Origin of the sequence: Rheinheimera sp. KL1 (assembly GCF_001275035.1) — a bacterium.
GTDB classification, from domain to species: domain Bacteria; phylum Pseudomonadota; class Gammaproteobacteria; order Enterobacterales; family Alteromonadaceae; genus Pararheinheimera; species Pararheinheimera tangshanensis.
Window position 1 is genome coordinate 25,727 of the sequence record NZ_LAMX01000001.1, and the last position, 24,353, is coordinate 50,079.

The window sequence follows — 24,353 nt, forward strand, 5'->3', positions numbered from 1 at the left end:
TAAAATGGATGAGTTGAAGTTATTTCTGGCTGCTTATTGGCAGCTAATCACAGTCTTTGTGTCTTTTATGTTGTTTGTGTTGGCCCTGAAAGTCTGGTGGTCAGAAGTAAAATTTTTCGTGATGCGCACCGGCTGGTCATTTCCATTGATTGGTCGTTTAGCCAGGGCTGGCCGTTCTGATCACAAATTAGGTGGCGACGGCTGGTATCCGATTGAAAAACGAGTCTGTTCTGACTTTTACGAGCACTACAAAGACTTCAGCCAAAGCCCTGATTATTATGAAAAGTGCGATGACTATCTGAATAAAGTGGAAGAGAGTGGCCGTTCGGAAAAAGGCCCGTTTTTGTGGGCTTTGATCATCGGCTTAATTTTGTTGGAGGCCGTAGGTTTTGCTTACGTCTTAGCGCCATTTATGGCGAAAAACGCGTCCAGCAATGAACAAACTATGCTGGCCTGGTTTGTTGCCTTTTTACTGTCCATTGCCGCAGTATTCCTGACCGAATTGACAGGTAAAGAGTGGCATAAAAACAGCCTGCTAAAGAAAATCCGTGGTTGGTGGGAAATTGAAGGGAAACAGAAAAAACTAAATCTGATGCCGGAAAAAGACATCAGCATAGATAAAACCTACAACGACAATAACAGCCTGAAATTTCAACAAGTGTTAAACCGGGTTCCGGCCAACGCCTCTGTGACTCCGACCTACACCGCCACTGTTATTACTTTGGTTTACATTTGTTTCCTCGCCGTGGGCGCCTATCTGGTGCGAAGTTATACCCTGGATGCAGACAACACTGAGATGGTCAATCAGGCCGTCATGTTTGAACAAACCGCAGCAGACGACCCAATGGCTCTGCTGGAGCAAAGTGCAGAAAGTGAAGACGACATCGCCTTACCAGCCGAATTAGCTCAGGTGAATGAAACAGCCACTAAAAAAGCGGAAGATGAAGCCACCTCAGCACGTTCAAGTGCCAGTCGTGTGACCTTTGTCATTCTGTCCGTCATCTTTGTAATGATTCAGGTGGTGGGTATCTACTTTGGTTTTGCGTTTAGCTACGCCGGTAAAGAGTCTGTCAAAGCACGCAACTACACCAAGAACTTTAACAGCGCAGAAGAATTAAATGATTGGCTGGAACTGAAGAAAGATCTGATTGCTTCTCAGGCAGAAGCTTATCTGCAGCGGCTGCGTGAAAAAATGAGCCGTCGTGCTGTTATTTCATCTGACGAACAGGAAGCGCTTCAGGTCGGCAGTACTCAACGTACTTTCCATCACTATCTGGCCAATCAGGCCGTGAAAAAACAAGTACAGGCCACCACACCTATTGTGACTCAGTCCAGTGTAGTCGTCTCGCAGGTCGTGGCTGCAACTCCTGTAGTAGCCTCTGTTCAGACAGAACCTGCGCCTGTTGAAGTGGCAACACCAGCCGCAGCACCAGTTCAGGTGGCAGCTCAGACGGCAGAGCAAAGTCTGCCTGCTGAACTGGCCGATGTCGACTTGACCAAACTGAGTGAAGAAGATTTGGCCGTCCTGGCAGAAGACTTTGAACTGGATTTAGCCTGGCTGAAAAAACAACAACGCCTGGCAATCATCAAAAGTAAATCAAGGACATCGGTATGACCAAAACAGGATTAGTCCTGTTGCTGGGAGCTTTATGCTCCCAGCCATTATGGGCAGCAGAACGTAACGACATCAAAAGCTGTTACGACAAACTAGGGATTTCTGAAAAACCAGAATCCTCAGGTCGTGAGCTGGTTATGGTGATCGACGAAACGACCCAGTTGCCGGTCAGCTTAAAAAAAGAAGCATTGAGCCATCTGATCCGCTTTGTAAAGCCGGGAGATGCGGTGAAGCTCTATCGCTTTTCTGCCTATTTACCCGACAGCCATATGGCACTGGTTTTTGCAGGTAAGCTCGAATCCCAGTTATCTCAGGAGCAACGTGACAGCACTGGGCAAAATAGCCTGCGTCAACTGGATAAATGCATCACTGCGCAACAGAAGTACTTTCAGACCGTGATAGCCAAAGGTCTGGCCAACAGCTTTGGCAGTGAAGATAAAAAAATTGCTAAAAGCGAGATATTCTTCAGTCTCAAGCAAATAGGTCAGGATTGGAAAAACTCACAAGCTCAGGACAAAGTGTTGTTTTTAGTCTCAGATATGCTGGAAAACTCAGATTTCAGTAGCTTTTACCAGAACAATCAGATCAAAACCATTAACCCGGAACAAGAACTGGCTAAAGTAGAGAAAAACCAGCTGCAAGCCGAATTTACTGGCGTACGGGTTTATGTGCATGCAGCAGGTTTAGTGCCGAATGACGTCAAACATGGTTACAGATCAGGGAAGACGATGCAAAGCCTGCAAAATTTCTGGCAGGCTTATTTTGAAAAATCCGGAGCCAGCTTAGAAGGTTTTGGTAGCCCCTCATTAACTACGGATTTACGTTAGCTTAGACAACAGCACTGCCTATGCTCAGTGCTGTTAATCCTCCGCAGACGAAGTGGTTAACACCACATGCTTTTTGATGTCTTTGATTAAAATGCCACATTTAAACAATTGTTTATGGATCTGTTTCTGAAAATACAGGTCCAACTTTTGCTGCTGTGCTGCGGCCAGAGCAGCTTCGGAGTTGAACTGACAACGCACCAGCAACGACGCAGGAAAGTTTCAAACTCCATACTGAACCAACAGCCGACAAAATCCGGATAAAGCGGTGCAGCAGCCTGCTCCACAACTTCCAGTGATTTCAGCACATTGGCTTGTTGTTTTAGTTGCACCACACTTAGTTTTTTTGCCATCGCTTACTCATGATCATGCTTTTATACAGTGGGGATTATGCCACGAATTGAGTTGCAGTAGCTTCAGGCTTCAACGCTACCCTGCAACTGTTACTGCCACGCCTGTAAATTTTACCATGAGCTAAACACTGAGCTAAGACAGCTTGCGTTCATAAATCCTGTATAAAATAAGCGATAACAGTAACTTAAAGTGTAAAACCTGATATTGGCATGATGCTGGCTTAACGTACAAAGTACCTTCAACTAGTGCAAAAGCACTTTTAACTGGGTGCTGACGCACCGGGGAGTAACTATGTTAGGCTGGGCTTTAACCTTTTTTATTGTGGCCATAGTGGCCGGTATATTGGGTTTTGGTGGCATTGCAGGCGCTGCAGCAGGAATAGCAAAAATTATTTTTATGATTTTTGTGGTCTTGCTGGTTATTTCACTAGTCGCGAATGCATTGCGTGGCAAAACCCCTAAATTGTAATCAGCCCCAAAGGGCTAAAGGAGCATGGAATGAAAACTCAAAACTCATTGTTTAAAGTAGCGTTGGCTGTGATGTTAGCAACCTCTATTGCAGCTTGTAGCGAAAGCGATACTGAAAAAGCAGAAGACAAAATGGAAGCGCTGAAAGTTCAGGTTGAAGAAAAAGCTGAACAAGCTGGCGAGAAGCTGGAAGAGGCAGCCGACAAAACTGCTGATGCGATGGAAGACGCTGCAGATAAAACTGCAGAGAAAGCCAAAGAGTTGTGCGAAGCTGCCAAAGAAAAGACTGACGCTGAAGATAAAGAGTGTTGATCAAAAGGGGCGGTTTAACCGCCCCTTTTCCTCTACGAGGGACTACAGCAGTTTTCAACTTTCCTGCTGATATTTATCCAGCTTGTTGTACAGCGTTTTTACACTGATGCCTAACTGCTGTGCAGTATCGGTTTTATTACCACCGTTTCGCTCTAAAGCTGCAAAAATAGCGGTTTTTTCCAGTTCATCTAATGGCATATCAAGCGGGATATCAGCTACCGCAGCAGTTGGAGTTGCCACGTCCAGCAGCAGATGTTCGGGTTCTATCAGTTTGTCTGCCAGAATAAAAGCCCGTTCCACCGCATGTTTCAGTTCACGCACATTACCAGGCCAACAATGCTGTTTAATCACTGCCAAAGCCGCATCAGACAACTGTTTTTGCTGCTGTTCACGAGCGTTGCAATAGGCAAGAAAATGATAGGCTAAACCTGTGATATCCCCTTCCCGCTCGCGTAAAGCCGGAACTTTGACCGGAAACTGCGATAGCCTGAAATACAAATCTTCCCGAAAAATACCGTCAGCCACAGCCTGCAGCGGATCGCGGTTTGTTGCTGCTATCACCCGGACATTCGCCTTACACACTTTGTTACTGCCCACCGGTCTGTATTCACCGCTCTCCAGCACCCGCAGCAATTTCACCTGCTGCTCCAGCGGCATTTCAGTCACTTCATCCAAAAATAAAGTACCATGTTCCGCCTGAGCAAATACGCCCTGATGATCCCTAAGGGCTCCAGTAAAAGAGCCCTTCATATGACCAAAAAGTTCGCTGTCGATAAGCTCTGAACTTAAAGCACCACAATTGATGGCAACAAAAGGCTGATCAGCCCTGTGACTGGCTAAATGTAGCGTATTGGCGACCAGTTCTTTGCCTGCACCACTTTCACCAACAATAAGCACATTGGCTTCGGTCACCGCCACTTTACGCACTGTTTTATACAGTCTTAGCATAGCGGCTGAGGAACCCACTAATAAGCCAAACTGGTCTAAATCACTACTTTGTACTTTACGTTTTACCGCCACTGAAGATAACTGCTGATAAAAGTCCTGCACGGCATCCAGTACAGATGCCATATCCAGCGGCTGACGGAAATGATAACCGGCACCGGAGCGCATCAATTGATCCAGAGCCAAATCAGGTATGCCTTTGCTCACCAGAATAAAGTCAATTTCAGCCAGTCTGTTGCTCTGCTGTAACAGTTCGTACTGAGCTGGTTCTGTGCTGTCAATTTCAATAAAAGCCAAATCACAAGTTTGTCTGAGCAGTTGTTCTACCCAACATTCATCCGGCTGGCTTTTACAAATAACAAAACGCCGGACAATATCCGACTGCAAGAGTAAACTGGTTAATTCCGGGTCCTGCAGGTGCAGGAACAATACAGGCTGGGTCATAAATACTTTCCATAGTTTAAGAGTTGCTGGCTGTAAATTTAACAGGGATCCTGAGTAAAACTTACCGATCGGCGCTCAGCTGCCTGGACATTAAATTCAAAAATATAGATACATCATAAACTTACATTCTGGTACATGAATTGATAATGAATCTGCATAGTTTTATTTGCTATGGAGTACCATTCCTATGACACAAAGCTTCCTGAATGAAACCTCAAGGGGCCAGCATACAGAGCTGTTAGCAGCTTTTGGCCTGTTATTCAGCAAAGCCAGACGCTTTTATCAATACAAGGCAGAAACAGCAAGCTCAGGTAATTTACGCCGGCACTTTGCCACGCTGGCAGAGTTACACCAGCAAATTTTATATTTATTGCCTGCGCCAAACTCAGACTGTGCCGTTTCCGAGGGTATGGCAGCCTTGCATGAACTTAGTGCCTGGTATGCCAACAAACGCAGCCATATATCGCTATCCACTTTACAGCACCAACTCGTTCAACAACTGCAATTGCAAAAAACTGCGATCAGAAACTTTGATTTGGGCCCGTATCAGAACAGTTTGCTGCATTTTACCGCTAGTCTGCAAATAGCAGCAGATCAGCTGGCCAATGTTCAGACCCGCTGATCGGGTGTGAAACTTTTACCGATCAACCAGACAAATTTACAAACAAAAAATTAACACCAAATGAACCCTAAAATATATATGTTAAAAATCATGAACTTAAATTCTGGCATCAAACTGGCAATAACTCATTGTCTCACTAACAAAAGGAGCGACATAATGAAACGCACAACATTAGCAGTGATGATGACTTTAACTCTGGCTTCGGTATCAGCGATGGCGGCCAATGACTGGAAAGATGCAACGAAAGACGCCTGGATAGATGGCAAGGCAGAAACCACCTTGTTGCTCAACGGCAACCTGAATTCTTTTGCGATAGACACCCATGTGAAAAACGGTGTGGTCACCTTAACTGGTGAAGTAGAAAGCGATGTGGACAAAGCCTTAGCTGCAGAGCTGGTGGAAGGCCTGGAAGGCGTCAGCTCAGTAGAAAACAAGCTGATGGTGAAAGAAGGCAATCAAACAACTGCAGATCCAAAAGCTGTCAGTGCCTTAAAAGACGCCAAAATAGCGACTGTGGTAAAAACCAGTTTGCTGTTTGAGCCTGAAACCAGTGGCACCAGCATTGATGTCGATGTTGCGAACAGTGTCGTGACGCTCAGCGGTGTGGTGGATTCCGACGCGGAAAAAGACCTGGCCATTGCCAAAGCTAAAAACACCAAAGATGTGGTGGATGTAGTAGATAAGCTCACTGTATCCAAAGGTTAAGCGAGTCAAGTCAAAGCCGGTCTTAATTGACCGGCTTTTTTTCATCAATACAATTTGCCATCTTTTCTATCGCTTTGTTGCTGCAACTCAGCGTCTTTCACAGATGAACACTTGATCCGCATCACATCATGTAATAATGTAAGTTACATGAAAAGTGATAATAAACTCTCGTCCATTTTGCATGTCATTTTGCATTTGGCTGAACATCAGCAGGCTTTAACCTCGGACAAGCTTGCTCTTTACCTGAAAACGAATCCTGTGGTGATCCGTCGTATGATGGCGGGCTTACGTCAGGCCGGAATAGTGCTTTCAGTCAAAGGCCATGGTGGCGGCTGGACTATGGCCAAACCTCTGACAGCTATTAGCCTGCGGGATGTGTATCAGGCGCTTGGCGCACCGCGTTTATTTGCTCAGGGTTATCGACAGGAAGCGCCGCAATGTCTGATTGAGCAAGCCGTCAATGCATCACTGGATAGTGCTTTTGCTGAAGCAGAGCAACAACTGCTACGAAAATTCGCTAACGTCAGTCTCGCCGATATAGCGGCTGATTTCGCACTCAAACGCCAACATCATCAGGCTAAATCCTTAGAAGAGTAACAGAGCATGAATTTTGACTTTATTATAGTAGGCGGTAGCTATGCCGGTATGGCCGCGGCTTTGCAGTTAGCGCGGGCCCGCCGTTCTGTACTGGTGATAGACGCAGGACAACGACGCAACAGATTCGCCGATAGTTCGCACGGTTTCTTAACTCAGGACGGCAACAGCCCTGCCGCTATTGCAGCCACAGCTAAAGCTCAGTTTTTGGCTTATCCAAACCTAGAATGGCTGGATGCTTCCGCCATCAGTGCCGGCAAAATCGATGCAGGCTTTCAGGTCAACACAGAGCACCACAGCTATCAGGCTCAACGTCTGATACTGGCCACTGGCGTTACTGATCAGCTGCCAGCCATACCAGGTCTTACAGAGCGTTGGGGTAAAGCTGTGTTTCATTGTCCTTATTGTCATGGCTATGAGCTGGAGCAAGGCCCTATTGGTGTGATAGCAGCAAGTCCACTTGCTTTGCATCATGCCTTGATGCTGCCAGACTGGGGACCAACCACTTTGTTTACGAATCAGTGTTTTGAACCAGATACAGGGCAACAAGCCCAACTGCTCGCCCGGCGTGTCGTCATTGAATCCGCTCAAGTACTGCACATTTCAGGTAAAGCTGATGTACATCTGAACAATGGCAAAGTACTGCAAATGGCGGGCCTTTTTACCCAGCCAACCACCACAGTCAACAGCTCATTAGCGCAGCAACTAGGCTGCCAGTTTGAACAGGGCCCAATGGGGAGCTTTTATTCAAACCAGCGCCAGCAAAGAAACGACTGTACCTGGCGTATTTGCCTGTGGTGATAATGCGCGGATGGCAGGTTCTGTGGCTATTGCGATAGGAGACGGTTCGCTGGCTGGTGCCATGGCTCATCAGTCTCTGCTGTTTGGTAACATCAGCCACTAAGATGCAACACATCCTGAGCAACAGCTGTTTAAGGCTTTGCCTTTGCAGCTGGATCAACAGGCACTGGCATACCTTTACTATGCCATTTCATCACCACAAACTTCAGCGGTACTTTGCCTGTATTGCGGATACCGTGCGAATCCCAGGGCGCTGCATATAAAATATCGCCCGCTTTAGCAGGAATATCTTTGTCTTTCAGCGACCAGACGCCCTCGCCTTCCACTACCATCAGATACTCTTCTTCGGCATGAATATGAGGCGGGTGAATTTCATGGCCTGGCTCAATCACAGCCACACCAGTCAGCGCGTCCTGAGTACCAAAAGTAGGTTTGGTAAAGTAGCTATAAAACACATAACCATCCCCCTTCTCAGCTTTGGCTTCTGCCTGCGTCATAATTTGCGACGGCTGAACAGGCTCTGCAGCTGCTGTGCTCAGGCAAGTAACAGCCAATCCGGCTGCTAATCCTAACTTTAATTTGAACATCCTTACGTCCTCCTGCTGAATTATCTTGCCTTTACACTGCCCTGAAACGAAGACAAGGTCAAACAGCTATTGGTCCGATCTGTGGGTCGGAATTTACCGGATGAACAAAAAGTTGTGCCAACACAAGTAGGGGCAAAAGGTGGGAATACTTGCTAAATGTTCAAATCAAGCAAGACCGCCAGCTTGTTGATAACTGTCGAATAAGCTTTGCAAGGACGCTATATCCGTATCTTGTGAAGCTAAATCAAGTCCATGGATTTTGGCACAGGCTAAATGGAAAACATCAAACTTACGTTTTTCTACATTACGCTGAGCACCTGCATTCGTAGTACGATCAAATCGAAATAAATTTGCTGCCAGTTCAGATACGTTGCGATTTATATCAATCTCTGTAAACCCATCCAGTACTTGCTTCAAATTGTTATAACCTTCTGCATCCTGCCAGCTTAGCCCACGTAAAACCTCATATCGGATAAGAGGGGTAATAACAAGCCTGATATCTGGATTTTCCAGATAGGTAGTCAACTTAGCAGTAGCACTCTGACGTAATAACTCTGAGGTTGTACCGTTTTGATCCAATGCAGCAATAAGTAAATTAGCGTCCAGCAGTACATTACTCATGCTTATTCGCTTCCTTTACCTTTAATCAGCTTCAGTAGCTGCTGTTTGGCGTCGTTCTGAGACTCAGGCGAACTGCCATCCAGCTTTATACGGTTGATATCAATATCAAAGGCATCTTTTAGAACATCAATCAGAGATGCTGTCGCTGGCGAAACAATAGACTTAGTTCTTACCACCCCGTCGTCTTCTCGCTGCAGTCGGTAAGCTTCCCCGGCACTTAGCTGGGATAACACAATAGGAGAATGCGTCGTGACATAAAAAGTCGTATTGGGAAATAACTGCTTTAGTAGCGGAATAATTTTCGCTTGCCATGACAAATGCAAATGGCTTTCTATTTCATCAATCAGTACTATGCCTTTCACTTGTGGCAAACGGGTTTCATTGGTGAAACAGCCATAACCAGAAATAATTGCCTGCAGCATTTTCAGAATAGATGCGAAACCAGTACTTAAATGGGACAACTCTCTCGGATGCTGGTCAATTTTGAGAAAGACTCTGTTATCACCACTAATTTGCAGGTACTCCGGGTCTATTCGGCTATCAATTTTATGCAGCAGTTCCAGCAGTACTTTAATTTCGATATTCCGATTATCTTCCTGCTTTAAATAAGGGTGGGAAGACTGAGCTATAGTGACAAACCAGTCCTCAATACCGATATTCATATTTAAGCTGGTGAAGTGATTTTTTATATCTGTGACTTGTTTTTTCAGATAATTGGAACGACGCTGCTCAAAAGTCCCTATGCTCATTGGTCTGGTAACAGTGTGCTCAATGAAACCACGATTCTGTGAAGCGAGTAAAACAACAGGCAACAGATGGGTATTTACTTTGTTATTAGTGCCCATTGCGCCAGAAATATATTGACTATCAGCGCTTAATATATACTGGAAAACCCAGTACTCAGGTGGAATATAACGCTCAGTGACCGAAAGCTGCTTAACAGCTTGGTTACTATAATATAGCATTTGAAACAGCGCTTCCAATATCTTAGTTTTGCCCACACCATTTATGCCAATAAGCACATAAACCTGCTGGTCTTGTTGCAGATCTAGTTCTACTTTGCCGACCCCTTTCAGGCCTTCAATAGTAACAGGGTACTTCAGCATAAATTATCTCCGTCAGAGACTGACACTCAGCTTCAAATGAAAGTATAAAATCTTCTGTTTAGTGTACAGACTTTATTATTTCAAACGAGTTTAATCCACTATGTAATGATTGCAGCAACAAATCATTTAACAATACTGCCCCGCTACCCAACCCGAAGCCCAGGCCCATTGAAAATTGTAGCCTCCTAACCAGCCCGTAACGTCTACTACTTCACCGACAAAATACAGGCCGGGTTGCTTTTTAGCTTCCATGGTTTTGGACGAGAGTTCGTTGGTGTCGACTCCACCTAAAGTCACTTCGGCGGTGCGGTAGCCTTCGGTGCCGTTGGGTTTGAATACATAATGGGTCAGGCTGTCGACTAAACGCTGGATGGCCTTGCCTTGTAGCGCTTTAATCGCCTGATTCTGAAATACATTCAGCTCCAGCAATTTTTCGACTAAACGTTTAGGCAGCAAACGCGACAGTATAGTTTTAAGCTCCTGATCCGGGTGTTTTTGCTGTTGCTCCAACAGGAATTGATTTAAATCCTGTTGCGGTGATAAGTTAACAATCAGCTCATCGCCCGGTTGCCAAAAGCTGGAAATTTGTAAAATGGCAGGTCCACTTAAGCCCCTGTGAGTAAATAGCATATCTTCCGGAAATACCACGTCATTCGCTTGCGCCGTCACAGGCAAAGACACACCGCTGATTTCTTCAAAGACCGCTTTATCGGCGGGTTGCCAGGTGAGTGGCACTAAAGCCGCGCGCACTGGTAATACATTTAAGCCAAACTGTTCAGCCAGTTGAAAACCATAAGCTGTAGCGCCTAAATTTGGCAGGCTTAAACCGCCACAAGCCACCACTAAACTCTGACAGCTGCGGTTAAGTTGTGGCGTAGTCACTGTATAAAGGCCATCAGCAAAACTAACGTTTTGAATATCCTGTTGCAGTGCGATGGATACACCAGCTTTGTCACATTCTTGCTGCAGCATATCGACTATGTCTTTGGCGCTGTCGTCACAAAACAGTTGGCCTAAAGTTTTTTCGTGATAGGCAATACCGTATTGCTGCACCAAAGCAATAAAATCCCATTGGGTATAACGGCTTAACGCCGATTTACAAAAATGCGGGTTTTGCGATAAATAATTGGCCGGGCTGGCATAGATGTTAGTGAAGTTACAGCGGCCGCCACCAGACATCAGAATTTTGCGGCCTATACGTTTACCGTTATCCAGCACCAGGGTTTTACGGCCTCTTTTAGCCGCCTCAATAGCGCTAAATAAACCTGCGGCGCCTGCGCCTATTACTATTACGTCCCACTGCTGCATTAGTTTGTACTCTGTCTGTTTTAGCTTATCTGTTGTGACTGGCAGCCCGCTTGCTGATAACCCAGCTGCAGCGCGGCGAATTGGTCATTTTGCCAATGGAAGACTGGCAGCTGTTGTTGTTCTTTGTTTAACGAGCGTAATAAACGCTGTAGATTCTGTGCTTTCCAGCTTTGATCAGGATAGTCGGCTGCCAGGCGAATAGCGCATTTATCAAAGTCGATCAGCCAAAACTGGCCCTGCTTATCCAGCAAAATATTGTGGCAGTTTAAATCGGAGTGATACACCTGATGCTGGTGAAAGCTGGCAATCACAGCCCCCAGTTGCCGCCATTCGGTATCAGTTAAAGGCCGTTGTTGCAGCAGATGAGCCAAGTCTGTGGTGTCAGGGATACGTTCAATCAGAATATCGGCGCTGTAGCCAAAGGCATGCTTTTGATACAAAGCAGCGCAAGGCCGTGGCACAGGCAAAGTCCATAAGCGCATTTGCCACAGCAAACTAAATTCCGCCATAGCCCGGCTTTGAGCTGCTGGCTCTGGCCAGAACTTATCTTTATTCAGTTTGCCGACTAAACCACCACGGTAATAATGCCGCAGTACAGCCTCTTTACCGTTTTGCTGCCGGATAAACCAGACTGTATTACGGCCTTTCGACTGACCTGAGACTAAGCCCTGCTGCTGCCAGAATTCGCTGTGGAAATACGCCATCTCAAAGTTCGGATAAAAGTGCGGGTCAAACCAGGCTAAAGCACTGTTTGTGCTTAATTTTTTAATTTCAGCCATAGGCAATAAATGATTGACCTGCTCCATCATTCGAGCCACTGCACCTTGTTGCTGTAGATAGAGTTTTAAACCCTTTTCACCAGTCTGAATCGCCAGTTCTGGTTGCTGGATAAGTTGGGTGACAGTGCTGACCAAATCAGAGACTGTAGCGACCGGAAAATAAGCCTGCTGTTGCTGCAATAACTGAAACACCAGCTGAAAATTAAACACGTGTGGGCCGGATAACACAGCCTTACTAAAGGCCATAGCTTCCAGCGGATTATGGCCACCCCGTTCAATCAGGCTGCCGCCAATAAAAACAAAGTCGGCCAGTTGGTACCAGCTTAATAACTCGCCCATTGAATCGCCAAGCCAGACTTCTGTACTGGCATCTGGTAAACCATTCACACTGCGGCGGACAAATTTCAATTGCTGCTGTTGTAGCAACTGGGCAACCAGATCAAAACGCTCAGGATGCCGTGGCACCAGCACCAACAACAATTGTGGGAACTGCACCTTTAACTGCTGATAAGCCTGGAGCAGTAGCTCATCTTCACCGGCATGCGTACTGCCAGCCACCCAAACGATACGGCCCTGCAGCAAAGGTTGTAAGCTCTGTGCCAGTTGAGTGCTGCTTTTTGGCACATCCAGTTCAAATTTTAAATTACCCGCACTTGCACATCTTTGGCGCCCAGAGCCAAAAAGCGGCGGGCACTGGCTTTATCCTGAGTCAGGATTTGGCTGATGTTCTGCAGCATAGGCTGAGTTAAAGCGCTAAAACGCCGGTAGCCTTTGGCTGAACGCGCCGATAAACGGGCATTCACCACCAAAGTTGGAATAGACAGCGCTTTGCAATTCGCCAGCAGATTAGGCCAGAGCTCAGTTTCTAAAATCAGCAACAACTGCGGCTGCATCCACTTTAGCCAGCGCCGCATCAGCATTGGGTAATCAAAAGGCAGGTAACAATGTTCAATTTTTCTGCCCAGCTGTTGCTGTTCAGCCTGTAATTTTTGAATAGCGGCAGAAGCTGTAGGTGTGGTGCAGGTAATAGTAAAAGGCAGATTAGGGTATTGCAGTAAAAGCTGTTTAATCAAAGGTTTAGCTGCATTAAATTCCCCTACTGAGACTGTATGCAGCACTACGCCGTCTTTGGCTGACGCTACTGGCAGCTTTAAAGCAAAACGTTCAGCAAAACGCTGGCGATAAGCCGGGTCTTTGCGTGAGCGCAGCAATAAATACAGCAGGAGCAGCGGCGTCAGCGCCAGAATCAGGGCGCTGTACAACAGTCTTAACAGGAAAAAGCTGGCTTGCATTTAGCTTTTTGCTTTGGCTTTTGCATCAGCCACCATAGTGGCTAAAGCGGCATATTTATGAAAAGCATACTGGCCCAGCACTATGGCCATCAGCAAACCACGCCAGCCGTCGAGGAAACCCAAACGCAGCACATACTGCTGAATAAAGTCGGTGAAAAAACGCAAAATGGCAAAACCTAAACTGGCTTTTTTACCACGTGCAAATTTATCTTCAGCGCCTAAACAGGCGTATTTTATGTGCTTTTCCTGGCAATGCTGATAACTGCGCCAGCTGTGGTGAATAATGGCTGACTTCAGTACCCGCACTTTTTCATACGGCAACAACAGGGTTTCGTGCACCTGACGGTCTTTAAAACTGGCACCTGTTTTTAAAAACAATTTACCTTGCGGTGTGGAATAACGACCATGTTTCAGCAACTTGCCAAAAAATAGGTGTGCCAAGGCATTTTGATAAAATTGGCGTCTAAATCAGGTTCAGCCAATACCTGATCAATTTCCACTTTCAGTTCAGGCGTTAACACTTCGTCGGCGTCTATGCTCAATACCCAGTCGTGTTCACACCAGGCTAAAGCGCGGTTACGCTGTGGGCCAAAACCAGGCCAGTCGGTTTGATACACTTTGTCGGCGTACTTTTCGGCGATTTCTACTGTTCTGTCTTTACTGCCAGAATCGACCACTATCAGTTGATCAACCCAGCCAGCAAGTGACTGTAAACAAGCCTCAATGCGGTCTTCTTCATTGCAGGAAATCACAAAACAGGAAATTTTACGGCTGCGCATGCTTAAACCTCGTCCTGCTTAGTTGGAGTAAATTGCACCTGCGACAGATCACCCGACAGATGATTGCTGCGGATAGATTTCAGTTGGAAGCGGTATTTCAGGTTACGCCAAAAGGAAGTACCGCCTTTACGGGTACCGCCACTCATTTTATCGATTTCGCTTTCAAAACGGCTGGCCGACCATAAACGGTAAGGCAACATGGAATACACAGTCAGGTTTAGCTCAGGGTAAAACTGCAGATCCACATCCACAGGACGGAAAAACTTCGGCCGACTCAATAGCTTTTTAGCACCTTGCAGCGTTAAGGCATAACCTGTGGTGCAGTTCGGCACTTTGGCAAAATTTACCAGGCTATAACCATCTCCCAGGTCTTTTTTCTGCTCGCCAGTACCTGCTCTGTCATCGGCTAATTTGATCATATCCCAGTGTTTTAATTGGGTGATTTTTTCCAGCACTGTCAGAAATTCAGGTTCTAAATCTATATCGTCTTCCAGAATAAAGGCCATGGCGATATTTTCATCGACCATACGCTGCCACAAAGTGCGGTGACTGAGATAACAGCCAATTTCGCCAGGCGACAAAGGACGGCGGAATTTTTTCTGATTAAGTGCAGGATCATAACAAGCTGCCACTTCAGCCTGGCTCAGGTTTTTGCCATAAATAGCGCTGAAGCGCTCAGCATCCAAACCCAGCTTGTGCAGCTGCTTTTTGGCTGACTCATAACGCTCAGGGTTGGAGTCCAGATTAATTAACCAGATTGGGTATCCTGCAAACTGTCCCATGTTTTTCTTCCACTTTATTCTGCTTCTATGCAACGATTTTACCTGAACGCCTTCTAAAGACAGAGCTTTTTTTCCCCGCAGTAGCCCTGAAGACAGAGCGCATGGATAAAAAGTTCTTTTGCAATAACTAAGATCCGTTAAAATGCCTTATTGATTGAGCTAAACCGAGCCTCCTATGTCAGATGTAAAATCCAGTTTAAAAAGCAGCTTTTTAGATAGTTTACAACGTCACCGTGACGCCTTTGCCACAGTGGAAGCCTATCATGAGCAAGCCATGCAGCTGTTAGAAGCAGTACAGAACTGCTTAAAACAAGGCGGCAAAGTAGTATGGATGGGTAATGGCGGCAGCGCGGCCGACAGCCAGCATTTAGCAGCTGAGTTTATGGTGCGTTACAAAGCAGAACGTGGCCCACTGGCTTCTATCGCCTTAACCACAGACACTTCTATTTTGACAGCCCACGCCAACGACTACCATTTTGACAGCGTGTTTGAGCGTCAGGTATTAGGTTTAGTGCGGCCACAAGACGTGGTAATTGGCCTGACAACGTCGGGCAAAAGCCCAAATATCAATTTAGCTTTAAAAGCCGCCAATGACTTAGGCGCTTTTACTGTAGCCCTGACGGGCCGTGATGGTGGTTTAGTGAAAGACATAGCCAGGCTGCCAATTATTGTCAAAAACGACGAAACGGCCCGTATTCAGGAAGTGCATATGTTTATTGGCCACTGGCTCTGTGAAGCTTTAGACATGGCTATCGTAGGAAACAACTAATGATTAACCTGAGCCTGCTGCAAAATTTGTCTTCTGCTTCTGTGCTGGTGGTGGGTGATGTAATGCTGGACCGCTATTTTAATGGCGACTCGCAGCGTATATCGCCTGAAGCCCCTGTGCCTGTGGTGAAAATCAGCAAAATAGAAGACAAAGCCGGTGGCGCTGCCAACGTGGCACGCAATATCGCCCATCTGGACGGTAAAGTAGGCTTATTAGGTATTATTGGTAACGACAACGCTGGTGAGTCGTTGCAACAATTGCTGGCCGGTGAGCAAATTCACTCTGAGCTTTTGAGCCAAAGTCACAAACCCACTATTGCAAAAATGCGGGTGGTATCACGCCAACAGCAAATAGTGCGGCTGGATCAGGAAGAAATGTTCAGCAGCCAGGATGCTGAACTCTTGGCAGAGCGTTTTGCCGCAGTGTACCAAAACTACGATGTGATCCTATTTAGTGATTACAACAAAGGCTCGTTGCAGCAGATTTCTAAAATGATCAAGCTGGCCAAAGCGGCAGGCAAAACTGTATTGGTTGACCCCAAACAAGCAGATTTGTCGGTGTACGCCGGTGCTGATGTGATCACACCCAATTTAGGTGAATTTAAAACTGCAGGCGGCAAAGCTGGCTCTGTGGATGAAATGCTCAGCTCAGCCCGTGAGCTGATGCAAAAAGCAGGTTTAGCCTCGATTTTATTAACTCGCAGCGAACAAGGCATGAGCCTTATTACCGCCACTGAACATTTCCACTTCCCGGCTCAGGTGCTGGAAGTCAGCGATGTGACTGGTGCTGGTGATACAGTAATCGCCACTTTAGCGGTGATGTTAAGCGCAGGTATGCCCTTACATGATGCCACTCAGCTCGCTAATTTGGCGGCTGGCATAGTGGTAGGCAAAGTAGGCGCTGCCACTGTTTCTCCTGAAGAGCTGGCTGCTAAGCTGAATAAAGATTTATTCCGTCAGGGTGATTTTTACCAGACACCTTTTGACAAAGTACTGCAGCATATTCAGTTTGCCCGCCAAAATGGCGAACGTATTGTCTTCACCAATGGCTGCTTTGATATTTTACACGCCGGTCATGTACGTTATTTGGCTCAGGCCAAAGCCTTGGGTGACCGTTTAGTGGTGGGCCTGAATTCAGATGCTTCAGTACGTCGCTTAAAAGGCGAACAGCGCCCTATCAATACGTTGGAAGACCGCGCTACAGTGCTGGCAAGCCTCGCCAGTGTCGACTGGGTGGTGCCTTTTGGTGATGATGCAGCTGAAAACGATACGCCGCTCAAATTAATCAGCACCATATTGCCTGACGTCTTAGTCAAAGGCGGCGACTACAGTATTGACACCATAGTAGGGGCTGATGTGGTGATAGCTCATGGTGGTGAAGTGCAGGTGCTGACTTTTGTCGATGGCCGCTCCACCAGCAAAGTAATACGGAAAATCCAGGACTTGCAGGGAAATAACTGAGTTGTCGCAGCCCATAACCTCTATTTGTATTCTGCGTTTATCCGCTATTGGCGATGTCTGCAATGCAGTCTCTGTAGTGCAATCTATTCAGCGCCAACACCCGCAGGCGCAAATTACCTGGATCATCGGCAAAATCGAAGCGCGTTTGCTGGAAGGTTTGCCCGGTGTACGTTTTGTGGTTTTTGATAAAAAGCTGGGCAAAGCTGCTTATAGCCAGCTAAAGCAGGATTTAAAACACGACTATTTTGACGTGATGCTGCATATGCAGGTGGCTTTTCGCGCTAACCTCGCCTCTTTGTGTATTAAGGCGCGCAAAAAAATTGGGTTTGACTGGCACACCGCCAAAGAGTTACATGCGCTTTTTATGCGTCACCGCATAGAGCCAGCGCCGCGCAGCCATGTGCTGGACGGTTTTCGCCAGTTTGCCAAAGCTATTGGGGTAACAGAACAACAGCTTGGCACAACTCCAACATGGCAACTGCCTATTCCTGCAGCCGACGAGTTATGGGCTAAACAGCAGTTAGCCGCCACTGGCAACTCTCGGGTGTTAATTATCAGCCCTGCCGCCTCTAAAGCCGAACGTAACTGGCTACCAGAACGTTATGCAGTGCTGGCTGATTATGCGCATACCAAAGGCTTTGCAGTGGTGTTATCTGGTGGCCCAACAGAGCTGGAACGCAATTTAAGCCAGGCTATTCTGGCATCGGCTCAGCAACCTATTACTGATCTCACCGGTAAAACCAATTTAAAACAGCTGCTGGCGTTGTTAAAACACGCCAGTTTAGTCTTAGCGCCCGACACTGGCCCTGCGCATATGGCGGTGGCGGTGGGCACTCCTGTCATTGGTTTGTATGGCCACAGTAATCCGGAGCGCACCGGGCCTTATTTATTCCGTCAGTATGTGGTGGAGGTTTATCACCAATCTTTACTGGAGCAGCAGGGCAAAACGGCAGCTGAATTAAAATGGGGCACCCGGGTGAAAGGCAGCGATATTATGCAGAAAATAGCTGTAGAGGCCGTGACCGCTATGTTTGATAAAGTGGTGGCAGAGCAGCAGTTATGAGCCAGCCACTTGATCAAAAACGCAAAGCCGCCTTTTTAGACCGTGATGGTGTGATTAATATCGATCACGGTTATGTCAGTGAGCCTTCACAGTTCGAGTTTATCGACGGTGTGTTTGATGCGTGCCGCCATTTACAACAACAGGGTTACCTGTTGATCGTAGTGACTAACCAATCCGGTATAGGCCGTGGTTATTACAATGAACAGCAGTTTTATGCCTTAACCGACTGGATGAAAGCTCAGTTTGAAGCGCATGGCGTTACTCTGACCGATGTGTTTTTTTGCCCTCATCATCCGGTGAATGCCATCCCGCCTTATCAAATCGACTGCGATTGCCGTAAACCCGCCCCTGGTATGTTGTTGCAAGCGATAGAAAAGTATCAGATTGATCCAAACCAAAGCCTGATGTTAGGTGATAAAAAAGCCGATATGCAGGCAGCACAAGCTGCGGGTGTTGGTCGCAAGGTGCTGGTGTTATCAGGCCAGACTTTAACAGCGGAAGATCAAGCCAGCGCCGATGAAGTCTGGCCTTCGATTAAAGCGGCATTGGAATTAGTAACGAACTAAGGTTCTGGCCTGCACTTTTACAAGGAATGTAATGCGAAAATTTTTAGCTTTGCTCTTAGTGCTACTGCTATGCGGCGGGCTGGTTTTTATAGGCAAGAACAACAGCAGCAATCAGGATCAAACTCCGCAACCCTCTGAAACTCAAGACCCCAACCTGACTGCTTTAGCCCTGGGATCGGAAGTAGTCGCACAACCAAATTCCGGTCTGGCCACACCGCAGCCCGTTGAACAGATGCTCGTGATTGAACGAACAGACTGGAAACTGGATCAGCCTTTGCGAACGCAGCTGACAGAACTAAAAAATAAGGCCGGCCAGGGCGACCTGCTGGCTGCTTATGTGCTGGCAATGAACCTGAGGTTTTGTAGCACAGCACCACTGGATGAAACCGACTTAGAAGCTCGTTTGCAACAGGCCTATCAGTATAAAGACGATGGCGTTGCTATAGCTGAAATCAAAGAACGTTATCAGTTTTGTGAAGGAATAAACCAACAGCAACGCGCTGAATTTTACGCTTATTTAGAAACTGCAGCCAAAGCGGGCTACGTGCCAGCGCAAGAGGAGATGGCCACAGTGACGCCAGAGCAGTTTATGCAATTAGCTGGTGCGACAGAGCTGGAACGTGACGCATATATCCAAAAGCGGGAGGACTTTATTCAGCTCCAGCTGTCTTTACTGGAGTCCGCATCGCAGCACGGCAGTATCAAAGCACTGATCACCCTGTCAAATATGTACCACTCACAAAACTATGGTGCAGATGGTCGCGCCAAATCCTATGCGTTAAACCATCTAATTCTGGAATTGACCGACGACAATGAATTGCAAAGCAAATACTCAGGCTTTGTGCAACGTCGTCAGTCAGAACTAACACCTGAGCAGATTGAACAAGCTCAGGCTTTGTCAGAGCAGTGGCTGGCGATGATCAAAGCCAATGGCACTCTTTATTTGCCGTGATATATTTGCATTAAGAGAAAGAGCAGAAAAAGCTGGTTTACACCAGCTCTAACATCACTTCAGCTTTACTGACCTCGAACTGTTTAGGCTCGTCCACATTCAGCGCTGTCACTACGGCATTCTCGACCACCATAGCGTAGCGTTTGGAACGCACACCACCAAAATCGCCGGTTTCCATATCCAAACCAATAGCTTTGGCAAACTTGCCGGCACCGTCTGCTAAAAATACGATGTCTGTAGCGTTATGAGATTTGCCCCAGGCGTCCATCACATAAGCATCATTGACCGAGGTGCAGATAATACGATCGACACCTTTATCAAAAAACTGCTGCGCATGTTCAACAAAACCCGGTAAATGGGCCGCACTGCAGGTTGGGGTAAAAGCACCAGGCACTGCAAATAACACCACTTTTTCGCCTTTAAAAACTTCGGCTGTGGTCAGGTTGACAGGACCATTGTCGGTTAAACGTGCAAAGGTGACTTCGGGTAAGGTATCGCCAATTTTGATCATAAATTTATCCCTTTTAATCCAGCTAATTCAGTTATTACCGTTAATTTAGTTAATCCAGAGCAGCTTTAACATACACATCAAATCTGTTGTTTTTCCCTTCAATTTGCATACTGGGTTTTTGCCCGGCTAAAAACTCTGCGTAACCCGGGCGTTTCACCACTACTCTTTTGCTGGCTAATTGCCAGGCCAGTGGAAATAACGCATCGGCATCGTCATCAGTACCTACCACCTGATGAAAAGCCTGCATCTCTTTTTTCACCAAAGCCGACTTCTCGCGAGCCGGAAACATTGGGTCTAAATACACCACATCCGGACTTGGCAATTGAGTTAACGCCTGTTGCGACGGAGCAAATACCAGTTGCATACGTTCAGGCAGCCAATGTGCTAATTCTGGGTCAAGAGCTGCGCGGCGTAAACCATCAGCAAGTAACGCCGCAACTGCTGGCTGACGTTCAACTAAAGTCACTTTAGCTCCCAGGCTGGCCAGCACTAAAGCATCACGGCCTAAACCGGCAGTTGCATCTACCACAGTTAAACCCGGTTTTTTGGTTAAGCCCACAGCTTTAGCTATGGCTTCGCTTTTGCCACCACCATATTTACGTCTGTGCGTAGCAGCACCACTGGCGAAGTCGACCAGTATATCGCCTTGTTTATTTAACTCTGTGTTACGCAATACTAAGGCTTCACCTGTCCAGCATAAATACCAGCCTTGGGGCGATTCTGTAGCGTGCAGACCATATTGTTGTTGCAGGCGTTCTGCCAGTTCAGGGGGGAAATCAGGCTGGGTCAAATAACAAGTGCTGGACATAGTGTCACTTTAACTTTTCACATCAGGGAAAACTCTGGCTAGTGTAACCGCCCTTGCTCAGTTTAAAAAAGGGGTCAGATCACATTGTTAACTACTTCAATGCGATCTGATCCTTTCAGGTTTTCATACCCACATAATTATCACCACAGCTGAAGGCGACTACTTTACTGATTTCCTGCAGACTTAAACCCGATTCCTGTTGCCACTGATTAAACTGTTGCTGAATGGCTTTCTGATTTCTTTGGCTGCTTAAGCCACCCTCGACTACACCAAAATTACGCAGGTAAGCTTCCAAATCCTGACTGATAATAAAGGTATCTTTACCCAGCATACGCAGAGCATAAGCTCCTGTATTGCCTCCAAGGCGAGAACCATGTTTCTTCAGATAACCCCACAAGCCAATAATATCCTCACCGGGCCATTGCGCTAAAAAGGCTCCAAAACTGCCATATTTGTCAGCTACTTGCTGGATCATCAAGGCGTTGTCGCGTATCGCAAAGACTTTAGTTGCGTTGCGAATAATACGAGGATCTGTCGCTTTGGCTGCCAGCATTTCATCACTCATCAGCAGCATTTTTTCCGGCTCAAAACCAAAAAAAACCTCTTCAAAACCTAGCCACTTTTTCTCTACCACAGACCAGACAAAGCCAGACTGGAAGATTTTTTTACTGAATTCACTCAAGCACTGTGCATCTGTCAGCTGCTGCAGTTGCACTGCAGTACGAGGCTTGTTTAACAAAGACTGCAGTGCGGCTTTGCCGCCTTTACGCTCAGCAGCACGTTGATAAATAATGGAAAACTTCTCTGGATATGCCATTCGTGTTATCACCTTTTTTACTTAATACTACGCTGCTGAGCACACAACACTGCTTATTCCGTGCCTTTGAGTGACTCTAAAGGCTCAAACAAATCTGGTAAAGTTTTCAGGCACTGCAACAGTGCATATAAAAACACACCGTGATGAGCACCCAATTCAAATTGATGGATACTTTGCCAGACTTCATGACCAGCTGAGATCAGCATAGCGACAAAAATCAGCATATTGAGCCAGGGATTTTGAGTAATAGTTTCGATAAATTGTTTAATCTTCATAGCCTTAGCCTCTGTTGCCCTTAGGCTAACTATAGATTAGTTTCCTAAATCAACAACAAAAGCTAAAGCAGATAAAACAATTAGGCCGCTATCCCCATATGACGTAATAAAGCTGCATTCGACGGCTCACGGCCACGGAAGGCTTTAAACAGTTCCATAGGTTCGGCACTGCCGCCTTTTTCTAAAATGCAGTGCAGGAAGTCCTGCCCCACAGCGGCATTAAAAATACCTTCTTCTTCAAAGCGGCCAAAGGCATCGGCAGACAGAACTTCCGCCCATAAGTAGCTGTAATACCCAGCAGCATAACCACCGGCAAAAATATGGCTAAAACCATGCTGGAAGCGGTTAAAACGTGGCGGGATGATCACAGACACCTGCTGACGCACCTCATCCAGAATTTGCTGCACTCGCCCACCCAAAGCCGGGTTGTATTCGGCGTGTAGACGGAAATCGAACAGCGCAAATTCCAACTGACGGACCAAAAATAACGCTGACTGGAAGTTTTTCGCCGCCAGCATTTTATCCAGCATATCCTGTGGTAAAGCTTCACCCGTCTGATAATGGCCCGAAATTAATGCCAAAGCTTCTGGCTGCCAGCACCAGTTCTCTAAAAACTGACTCGGTAGTTCAACCGCATCCCATGCCACACCGCTGATACCAGCCACTGCAGATGCATCGACTTGGGTCAGCATATGGTGTAAACCATGGCCAAACTCATGGAACAAAGTCACGACTTCGTCATGGGTAAATAACGCAGGTTTACCGCCCACAGGTTTATTAAAGTTACAGGTTAAATAGGCCACCGGATGTTGCAGGCTACCATCAGCTTTCCAGCGTCGGCCCTGGCAATCGTCCATCCAGGCGCCACCTCGTTTTTTCGCGCGAGCATATAAATCCAGATAAAAACTGCCACGCAGCTCGCCTTTGCTATCAAAAATATCGTAGAAACTGACATCCGGATGCCAGACATCGACACCCTCACGTTTTTGCACGCTGATACCAAATAGTTTATTCAAGACGCTGAATAACCCTGGCACTACTTTGGTTTCCGGAAAATAAGGCCGCAAAGCTTCGTCAGAAATCGAGTATTTCGCCTGTTTTAACTTTTCAGAATAATAAGTCACGTCCCATGAACTTAACTCCTCTACGCCAAATTCAGCTTTAACAAAAGCTTTAAGTTCAGAGAGATCCTGCAAAGCCTGTGGCTTAGCACGACGAGCTAAGTCTGCTAAAAACTCCAGAACTTGCGCCGGGCTTTCAGCCATTTTGGTCGCCAGTGATTCTTCTGCCGCATTATCAAAATCCAACAACTGCGCCAGTTCATGCCGCAAAGCCAGGGTTTCTTCAATAATGGCACTGTTATCAAACTGACCTGCCGTTGGGCCTTGATCCGATGCACGAGTGCAGTAAGCCTGATATAACTCGGCGCGTAATTCGCGATTGTCGGCATAGGTCATAATGGCGATGTAGCTTGGGAATTCCAGGGTAAAGACCCAACCGGAGAGCTCTTTTTGCGCCGCAGCCTCGGCCGCAGCCAATTTGGCATCTTCAGGCAAACCTGCTAACAGACCTTCATCTTCAATATGCTTAAACCAGGCTTGAGTGGCATCCAGTGTATTATTAGAAAAACTGGAAGCTAAGTCGGACGAACGACTCTGAATTTCGCCGTAGCGCTGTTTTTTCTCATCAGATAAACCAATACCGGATAGCTTAAAATCGCGCAAAGCGTTTTGAATCACTTTTTGCTGCGCTACGCTTAACGTGCCGTATTCAGCACTTTGCGATAGCTTTAAATAGGCCTGATATAAACCTTCATGCTGACCAACATAAGTGCTGAAGTCAGACAACAGCGGCAGACAGCTTTCATAAGCTTCACGTAATTCAGGACTATTTTTCACAGAATTTAAATGCGACACAGGCGACCAGAACTTGGCTAATTTATCGCTGTTTTCTTCCAGCGCTACAATCAGTGACTGCCAACTTGGATTCGGCTGTTGTACTACAGCTTCAATATCTGCGGTACAGGCAGCGATCAACTGTTCAACACGAGCTTTAATTTGTGAAGGATCGATTTGACTAAATACAGGTAAGGCTTGGGTCATGATTCATCTCGTTTCAGCTGTTATAACAGCAGTATTGGGGCTTTTTAAATGTTCTCAAGCATTTTGTGTGCATCAAACCTGACTTTATCGCAA

At 46.6% G+C, this 24,353-nt stretch carries 29 protein-coding genes; 13 read left to right on the top strand and 16 right to left on the bottom strand.

Features of this window, described 5'->3' with window-relative positions; all coding sequences use genetic code 11:
* Positions 1-4 precede the first annotated feature (4 nt).
* Positions 5-1,615, top strand: a complete 1,611-nt coding sequence (locus WH43_RS00135) for a hypothetical protein (protein ID WP_053422644.1) — start codon at positions 5-7, stop codon at positions 1,613-1,615.
* Positions 1,612-2,442, top strand: a complete 831-nt coding sequence (locus tag WH43_RS00140) for a hypothetical protein (protein ID WP_147905439.1) — start codon at positions 1,612-1,614, stop codon at positions 2,440-2,442. Before WH43_RS00135 ends, WH43_RS00140 begins: the two co-directional genes overlap by 4 nt.
* 86 nt (positions 2,443-2,528) lie before the next feature.
* Here WH43_RS00140 and WH43_RS00145 read toward each other — a convergent pair whose 3' ends face one another.
* Positions 2,529-2,792, bottom strand: a complete 264-nt coding sequence (locus WH43_RS00145; protein WP_053422645.1) for a hypothetical protein — start codon at positions 2,790-2,792, stop codon at positions 2,529-2,531.
* Between the two features lie 292 nt (positions 2,793-3,084).
* Between WH43_RS00145 and WH43_RS19715 the strand changes: the two genes are divergently transcribed.
* Together WH43_RS19715 and WH43_RS00150 are read left to right on the top strand one after the other, a co-directional pair.
* The gene (locus WH43_RS19715) at positions 3,085-3,261 is read left to right on the top strand and encodes a DUF1328 family protein (RefSeq protein ID WP_082335604.1); all 177 of its coding nucleotides are present in this window, start codon (positions 3,085-3,087) and stop codon (positions 3,259-3,261) included.
* 29 nt (positions 3,262-3,290) lie between these two features.
* Positions 3,291-3,572 carry a hypothetical protein gene (locus WH43_RS00150; protein WP_053422646.1) on the top strand — a complete coding sequence of 94 codons (282 nt, stop codon included), beginning with the start codon at positions 3,291-3,293 and terminating at the stop codon, positions 3,570-3,572.
* Positions 3,573-3,626: 54 nt separating this feature from the next.
* Here the strand turns inward: WH43_RS00150 and WH43_RS00155 are convergent, their stop codons facing one another.
* Positions 3,627-4,961 carry a sigma-54 interaction domain-containing protein gene (locus WH43_RS00155; protein ID WP_053422647.1) on the bottom strand — a complete coding sequence of 445 codons (1,335 nt, stop codon included), beginning with the start codon at positions 4,959-4,961 and terminating at the stop codon, positions 3,627-3,629.
* A 187-nt stretch (positions 4,962-5,148) separates the two neighbouring features.
* Here WH43_RS00155 and WH43_RS00160 point away from each other — a divergent pair, with 187 nt between their 5' ends.
* From WH43_RS00160 to WH43_RS00175, 4 genes are all read left to right on the top strand, one after another.
* Positions 5,149-5,583: a hypothetical protein gene (locus tag WH43_RS00160; protein WP_053422648.1), complete on the top strand. Its 435-nt coding sequence runs from the start codon at positions 5,149-5,151 to the stop codon at positions 5,581-5,583.
* 156 nt (positions 5,584-5,739) lie between these two features.
* Positions 5,740-6,288: a BON domain-containing protein gene (locus WH43_RS00165; protein ID WP_053422649.1), complete on the top strand. Its 549-nt coding sequence runs from the start codon at positions 5,740-5,742 to the stop codon at positions 6,286-6,288.
* A gap of 147 nt (positions 6,289-6,435) precedes the next feature.
* The gene (locus WH43_RS00170) at positions 6,436-6,885 is read left to right on the top strand and encodes an Rrf2 family transcriptional regulator (RefSeq protein WP_053422650.1); all 450 of its coding nucleotides are present in this window, start codon (positions 6,436-6,438) and stop codon (positions 6,883-6,885) included.
* Between the two features lie 6 nt (positions 6,886-6,891).
* Complete coding sequence (locus WH43_RS00175; RefSeq protein WP_286049357.1) at positions 6,892-7,683, top strand: FAD-dependent oxidoreductase; 792 nt, start codon at positions 6,892-6,894, stop codon at positions 7,681-7,683.
* 131 nt (positions 7,684-7,814) lie between these two features.
* On the opposite strand, the gene WH43_RS00180 is transcribed toward WH43_RS00175, so the two are convergent.
* The 9 genes from WH43_RS00180 to WH43_RS00210 form a co-directional block, all read right to left on the bottom strand.
* Positions 7,815-8,270: a cupin domain-containing protein gene (locus WH43_RS00180; protein ID WP_053422651.1), complete on the bottom strand. Its 456-nt coding sequence runs from the start codon at positions 8,268-8,270 to the stop codon at positions 7,815-7,817.
* Positions 8,271-8,435: 165 nt separating this feature from the next.
* A complete protein-coding gene (locus tag WH43_RS00185) occupies positions 8,436-8,891 on the bottom strand; it encodes a type II toxin-antitoxin system VapC family toxin (protein ID WP_053422652.1) in 456 nt (151 codons plus the stop codon).
* A 2-nt stretch (positions 8,892-8,893) separates the two neighbouring features.
* Positions 8,894-9,997: an AAA family ATPase gene (locus WH43_RS00190; RefSeq protein ID WP_053422653.1), complete on the bottom strand. Its 1,104-nt coding sequence runs from the start codon at positions 9,995-9,997 to the stop codon at positions 8,894-8,896.
* 126 nt (positions 9,998-10,123) lie between these two features.
* Entirely contained in the window at positions 10,124-11,305 is a 1,182-nt protein-coding gene (locus WH43_RS00195) for a BaiN/RdsA family NAD(P)/FAD-dependent oxidoreductase (RefSeq protein WP_053422654.1), read from the bottom strand.
* 20 nt (positions 11,306-11,325) lie between these two features.
* Positions 11,326-12,708: a 3-deoxy-D-manno-octulosonic acid kinase gene (locus WH43_RS00200; RefSeq protein ID WP_286049358.1), complete on the bottom strand. Its 1,383-nt coding sequence runs from the start codon at positions 12,706-12,708 to the stop codon at positions 11,326-11,328.
* Between the two features lie 14 nt (positions 12,709-12,722).
* A complete protein-coding gene (locus tag WH43_RS20120; protein WP_286049359.1) occupies positions 12,723-13,376 on the bottom strand; it encodes a glycosyltransferase N-terminal domain-containing protein in 654 nt (217 codons plus the stop codon).
* Complete coding sequence (locus WH43_RS20125; protein ID WP_286049360.1) at positions 13,377-13,817, bottom strand: glycosyltransferase family protein; 441 nt, start codon at positions 13,815-13,817, stop codon at positions 13,377-13,379.
* Positions 13,787-14,155 (bottom strand): glycosyltransferase family 2 protein, encoded by a 369-nt coding sequence (locus WH43_RS20130; RefSeq protein ID WP_286049361.1) that lies wholly within the window; start codon positions 14,153-14,155, stop codon positions 13,787-13,789. The genes WH43_RS20125 and WH43_RS20130 overlap by 31 nt, the downstream gene beginning before the upstream one ends.
* Before the next feature lie 2 nt (positions 14,156-14,157).
* Positions 14,158-14,937, bottom strand: a complete 780-nt coding sequence (locus WH43_RS00210) for a glycosyltransferase family 25 protein (RefSeq protein ID WP_053422655.1) — start codon at positions 14,935-14,937, stop codon at positions 14,158-14,160.
* Between the two features lie 175 nt (positions 14,938-15,112).
* Between WH43_RS00210 and WH43_RS00215 the strand changes: the two genes are divergently transcribed.
* Genes WH43_RS00215 through WH43_RS00235 form a run of 5 tightly spaced genes read left to right on the top strand, consistent with a single transcriptional unit; the run spans position 15,113 to position 19,747 of the window.
* Positions 15,113-15,706 (top strand): D-sedoheptulose-7-phosphate isomerase, encoded by a 594-nt coding sequence (locus WH43_RS00215; protein ID WP_053422656.1) that lies wholly within the window; start codon positions 15,113-15,115, stop codon positions 15,704-15,706.
* Positions 15,706-17,166, top strand: a complete 1,461-nt coding sequence (hldE, locus tag WH43_RS00220; protein ID WP_286049362.1) for a bifunctional D-glycero-beta-D-manno-heptose-7-phosphate kinase/D-glycero-beta-D-manno-heptose 1-phosphate adenylyltransferase HldE — start codon at positions 15,706-15,708, stop codon at positions 17,164-17,166. Before WH43_RS00215 ends, hldE begins: the two co-directional genes overlap by 1 nt.
* Position 17,167: 1 nt before the next feature.
* Positions 17,168-18,229, top strand: coding sequence for a glycosyltransferase family 9 protein (locus WH43_RS00225; protein ID WP_053422657.1), 1,062 nt, complete (start codon positions 17,168-17,170; stop codon positions 18,227-18,229).
* Complete coding sequence (gmhB, locus tag WH43_RS00230) at positions 18,226-18,795, top strand: D-glycero-beta-D-manno-heptose 1,7-bisphosphate 7-phosphatase (RefSeq protein WP_053422658.1); 570 nt, start codon at positions 18,226-18,228, stop codon at positions 18,793-18,795. Before WH43_RS00225 ends, gmhB begins: the two co-directional genes overlap by 4 nt.
* A 31-nt stretch (positions 18,796-18,826) precedes the next feature.
* The gene (locus WH43_RS00235) at positions 18,827-19,747 is read left to right on the top strand and encodes a hypothetical protein (protein WP_053422659.1); all 921 of its coding nucleotides are present in this window, start codon (positions 18,827-18,829) and stop codon (positions 19,745-19,747) included.
* Between the two features lie 37 nt (positions 19,748-19,784).
* Here the strand turns inward: WH43_RS00235 and WH43_RS00240 are convergent, their stop codons facing one another.
* From WH43_RS00240 to prlC, 5 genes are all read right to left on the bottom strand, one after another.
* Positions 19,785-20,258, bottom strand: coding sequence for a peroxiredoxin (locus tag WH43_RS00240; protein ID WP_053422660.1), 474 nt, complete (start codon positions 20,256-20,258; stop codon positions 19,785-19,787).
* 49 nt (positions 20,259-20,307) lie between these two features.
* Complete coding sequence (locus tag WH43_RS00245) at positions 20,308-21,066, bottom strand: class I SAM-dependent methyltransferase (protein ID WP_053422661.1); 759 nt, start codon at positions 21,064-21,066, stop codon at positions 20,308-20,310.
* Between the two features lie 115 nt (positions 21,067-21,181).
* The gene (locus WH43_RS00250) at positions 21,182-21,883 is read right to left on the bottom strand and encodes a DNA-3-methyladenine glycosylase I (protein WP_053422662.1); all 702 of its coding nucleotides are present in this window, start codon (positions 21,881-21,883) and stop codon (positions 21,182-21,184) included.
* A 53-nt stretch (positions 21,884-21,936) separates the two neighbouring features.
* Complete coding sequence (locus tag WH43_RS00255) at positions 21,937-22,158, bottom strand: hypothetical protein (protein ID WP_053422663.1); 222 nt, start codon at positions 22,156-22,158, stop codon at positions 21,937-21,939.
* Positions 22,159-22,238: 80 nt separating this feature from the next.
* Positions 22,239-24,260, bottom strand: coding sequence for an oligopeptidase A (prlC, locus tag WH43_RS00260; protein ID WP_053422664.1), 2,022 nt, complete (start codon positions 24,258-24,260; stop codon positions 22,239-22,241).
* Positions 24,261-24,353: the final 93 nt, after the last annotated feature.